The sequence below is a fragment of the Sphingomonas sp. Ag1 genome (assembly GCF_000980895.1).
Classification (GTDB): domain Bacteria; phylum Pseudomonadota; class Alphaproteobacteria; order Sphingomonadales; family Sphingomonadaceae; genus Sphingomonas; species Sphingomonas panaciterrae.
In genome coordinates this window covers 1-4,096 of sequence record NZ_LAZX01000043.1, presented here as the reverse complement: position 1 = coordinate 4,096, position 4,096 = coordinate 1, and the positions used below count along the sequence as shown (strand labels likewise).

The 4,096-nt window shown below is 62.8% G+C and carries 3 protein-coding genes and 2 pseudogenes; 2 read left to right on the top strand and 3 right to left on the bottom strand.

All coding sequences use genetic code 11. The features are described 5' to 3' along the window. Positions 1-534 (bottom strand): annotated as a pseudogene (locus XM50_RS00515) (IS21 family transposase); the annotation flags it as partial. Between the two features lie 354 nt (positions 535-888). Here XM50_RS00515 and XM50_RS20650 point away from each other — a divergent pair. Beyond that, positions 889-1,240 (top strand): annotated as a pseudogene (locus XM50_RS20650) (transposase); the annotation flags it as partial. Positions 1,241-1,486: 246 nt separating this feature from the next. Here XM50_RS20650 and XM50_RS00510 read toward each other — a convergent pair. Next, positions 1,487-2,767 carry a cytochrome P450 gene (locus XM50_RS00510; protein ID WP_046406472.1) on the bottom strand — a complete coding sequence of 427 codons (1,281 nt, stop codon included), beginning with the start codon at positions 2,765-2,767 and terminating at the stop codon, positions 1,487-1,489. 46 nt (positions 2,768-2,813) lie between these two features. Beyond that, complete coding sequence (locus tag XM50_RS00505) at positions 2,814-3,167, bottom strand: 2Fe-2S iron-sulfur cluster-binding protein (RefSeq protein WP_269430548.1); 354 nt, start codon at positions 3,165-3,167, stop codon at positions 2,814-2,816. Between the two features lie 72 nt (positions 3,168-3,239). Between XM50_RS00505 and XM50_RS00500 the strand changes: the two genes are divergently transcribed. Continuing rightward, positions 3,240-3,857: a TetR/AcrR family transcriptional regulator gene (locus tag XM50_RS00500; RefSeq protein WP_046406470.1), complete on the top strand. Its 618-nt coding sequence runs from the start codon at positions 3,240-3,242 to the stop codon at positions 3,855-3,857. Positions 3,858-4,096: the final 239 nt, after the last annotated feature.

Genomic DNA, 4,096 nt, shown 5'->3' with positions numbered 1-4,096 from the left:
GGCCCTCAGGCCACGCTTACCGCGCGGGTAGGCCCGCACATACATCGCCCGCGACGCGCACAGCCGGACATGCGCGACCTTCACGCGCATCGGCTTGCCCGAGATCTCGACGTCCTCGTGGCTCTAGTCGAACTGATACGCCTCGCCCGGCCGGAACAGCAGCGGGATGAACGCCGGTGCATTCATCACGTCCCGACGACGTGCCTGCCGCCAGCGGGTCGCATAGCGACGCACCGCATCGTATGAGCCATCGAACCCCTCGCGCAGCAGCAGATCGTGGATGCGCGTGATGCGCAGCTTCTCGCGCCGCGGACGCGCCTCGTCTTCCTCGAGCAACGCATTCAGTCGCGCCTGGAACGGCCCCAGCTTGGGCAGCGGCTGCACCTCCCGCCGGTACCCCATGTCCGCCTCCGGCGCCTGGATCGCCTTGCGCACCACCTTGCGCGACAGGTGCAGGTCCCGCGCTATCGCCTTGATGGCCTTCCCCGACGCGTGCTCGCGCCGGATCCTCAACACCGTCTCCAATACCAGCATCCCGATCTCGCCGCCTGACACACCGCCAAGCGAACAGCCTAGACCACCGGGATGAGGGGTCCCTTTTCCACGCCGATCCACACTCTTGCACCGCAGGGGCCGTCCACACATGGCTCAACGACCACATCATCGCACAGCTACGCTGGTGCAGGGGCCGTCCAACCCATCAGGTCACGCACACAAACTTCTTTCGGGGCCCGCAGGTAAAGGGCCATACGTCCTGGCGATGCATGCTTGGACAAAGTGGCGGACAACATTGGAACGCCCGCCTGCGTCGTCGTTCGCGCTGATATGGATCACATGCGGCGTGTCTTAACGGCTGCGCGGACCTTGTCATAGTCGCGAGCGGGGGTAAGGAACGGCTTCATCCGCTATCGCGCCCAATAGCAGGACTGCGGCTACTGCGCCTAGCGGCAACGCTGCACGTCCAACATGCCGGCCCGGAAGGTCTGCTCGCTCCACGAGGGTGCTCGCGACCTCCCCCGCGACGTCGCCACCACCAACGCCTATGCCACATCCCGCCGCCAACGAAAGAAGGTCGAGATGCTGTTCGCGCACGTCAATCGCACCCTGAAGCTCGACCGATTGCGCCTTTGAGGTCCGTACGGTGTCAGGGACGAGTTCTACATGGCAGCCAGCCGCCGCTCAAAACCTCCGCAAGAAGGCTAAGATCATCCTAATGACGACACAACCGCTGCCAGCCTGAGCCAATCAGCCCTGTAGCGCAACTCAGTTGCAGCGGCCTCCAAACCCAACACCGACTTCTTTAACACAATTGGGTCAATACCGCCCCCTTTAGCTGTTAAGGTGCGGCAAGCGCTATCAAAGACCCGTGACGTCGCTCCAAATCAGCTTCCACTGTCTAAGCGCCCGGTCGGCAGGTCTCGGTGGCATGTCTTAGCCAACGCGGCCGCTGCTTACCGAACGTTCCTCAAAAGAGTGGGGAAAAATTTCAATAGCGGCGGGGAATGCTGACGCGCATCGTCTCGTAGCCTTTCACGAAGTTCGAGCGCACACGTTTCGGTTCGGCGACGACATTGATCTCGGGAAAGCGTTTCATGATTTCCTCCCACACGATCTGCAGCTGCAACTCGGCGAGGCGATTGCCGACGCAGCGGTGGACGCCGAAGCCGAACGAGATATGCTGGCGTGGCCGGGGACGATCGATGATGTAGTCGTTCGGACGATCGATCACCTCGTCGTCGCGATTGCCCGACACGTACCACATGACGACGGTGTCATCCTGCTTGATGTGCTGCCCGCGAAACTCGACGTCGCGTGTCGCGCGGCGCTTCATGTGCGACAGCGGCGTCTGCCAGCGGATCGTTTCCGACACCATCGACGGCAGCAGCGCCGGATCGGCCATCAGCTTCGCATATTGGTCGGGATTTTTGGATAGCGCGTAAACCGAGCCGGTCATCGTGTTACGGGTGGTATCGTTACCACCAACCGTCAGCAGCATGACGTTGCCGAAATACTCCATCGGGGACATGCCGCGTGTCGCGGGATCATGCGCGAGCATCGAGATCAGGTCGCCCGTCGGCTCCGCATTCACGCGGTCGTTCCACAGCTGCGTGAAATAGGCATGGTAGTCGCGGAAGATGCCCATCTTCTGTTCGCGCGTCTCGACCAGGCCATGCCCCGGCTCCGCGGTGACGACGTCGGACCAGTAGGTCAGCTTGCGGCGATCCTCCTGCGGCATGCCGAAAAGCGTCGCGAGCGTCATCGCGGTCAGCTCCATCGATACCTTGTCGACCCAGTCGAACTCCTTGCCGATCGGCAGCCCGTCCAGGATCGCGGCAGCGCGCTCACGGATTAAGGGACCCAGGATCTGAAGGTTGGTGGGCGACACGGCGGGGCTGACTGCCTTGCGCTGCACGTCGTGCTTGGGCGGGTCCATCGCGATGAACATCGCCAACCCCTCGAGCTGCGGCGTTTCGCCCGGCGCGAGCGGCGGGACCATCATGATCCCTGGTTCTGACGAGAAGGTGTGGTGATCGATGTCGACCGCCATGATGTCATTGTACTTGGTCACTGACCAGAACGGGCCATAGGCGCTGTTGGCAGTGTAGTGCACTGGCGCCTCGGCACGCAGCCGCTCGAAATTCCACCACATCTCGTCGGCTGCGAACGATTCTGGACGTGACGGGTCCAGCTGATCAAGCGGAGTGGCATAGGCGGCGTCGCGTGCGGTGTTGGCTGAGGTGAGAACGGCAGATGCGGTGGTGCTCATGCGACAGGTCCTTCCGAGACGATGGGATGCTGTGGGGGCGATAGCGTCAGTGCTGGCTTTCCGGCATCGTCACGGTCAGCCCGTCGAGGGCGGGCGAGACCTGGATCTGGCAGGACAGCCTGCTGTTGCTCTCCACATTCTCAGCAAAATTCAGCATCTCCGCTTCTTGCTCGGTGCGCTCTCCGGTCGCGTCTAGCCAATGCGGATCGATATAGACGTGACACGTCGCGCAGGCAGCGGCGCCACCGCAATCGGCATCGATCCCGGGCACGCCATTCTTCACCGCGCCTTCCATCACGCTCCAACCGTCGGCGACCTGCTGTTCGTGGCGCGTGCCGTCATGTTCGATGTAGATGATCGTTGCCATCGCTTCCTCCCCGCCCCATCCCGTCAATGACATGGATGGTTTTTCATATCGCTACAGCTTGTGTCGCTTCAGCCATTACTTGCGGCGTAATCTTTATTGGCAAGCATGACAATAGACGTCGAGCAGCCTGTCCGCCGGCGCCGGCCCGCCGACCAGGTACGCCAGCTTGCACTGGAATGCGCACGACGATTGCTGCTGCAGCACGGACCCAGCGCGATCACGCTCCAGGCAGTGGCAGGTCAGCTGGGCATGACGCATGGCAACGTGACGCACCATTTTGGCAGCGCCAACGGGTTACAAGGGGCGCTGGCGGAGGCGATGATCCGCGATCTGGTCGATGCGGTGCAGGCCGCACTGGCGGGGCTGCGCGCAGGTGAGACCGATGTGCGCGACGTAATTGACCTGGTCTTTGACGCGTTCGACGCGGGTGGTGCGGGGCAGCTGATCGCGTGGCTGGCGTCGTCGGGGCACCGCGACCGGCTGGTTCCCCTTTGTCTGACGGTAGCCGAACTCGCCACGACGCTGGAGCATCCCGCTGTGGACCAGCAAGCCGAGGCGAGGCGTGTGGGAAGGATCATCTCCGCCGTGATCGTGCCGGCACTGGGCGCAGCGCTGCTTGGACGTGAGCTGGCCGGCGCGCTGCGCTTGGGTGACGACGCGTTCCGCGTGCTGGCGACCGATCAGATTTCCACGATCGGCGAGGAACAGCCGCCTACGCTATGAAGGTGGGGTAATCGCAGGAGCGAGCTGCCTGGATCAGCGATGGCCTGAATGCAGGTGGCTGGTCGCCGATAGATGAAGGTGTGGGCTTGCGGCTTTGATGCGGCGCCTGGCTCTCCACCCTTTCTCTATATAGCAGCACAAGTGGTGCGGGCGGTGCACCACTTTTGTTGTTTTATGGCCCTCCCGGCGGGGCGGAGTGCACCTTACCCTCTTAGCAACCATGTGTGGACGGCCCCTGC

Coding starts and splice junctions, on each gene's coding strand:
- XM50_RS00510 (WP_046406472.1), bottom strand. CDS start 2,767: ATGAGCACCACCGCATCTGCCGTTCTCACCTCAGCCAACACCGCACGC.
- XM50_RS00505 (WP_269430548.1), bottom strand. CDS start 3,167: ATGTCATTGACGGGATGGGGCGGGGAGGAAGCGATGGCAACGATCATC.
- XM50_RS00500 (WP_046406470.1), top strand. CDS start 3,240: ATGACAATAGACGTCGAGCAGCCTGTCCGCCGGCGCCGGCCCGCCGAC.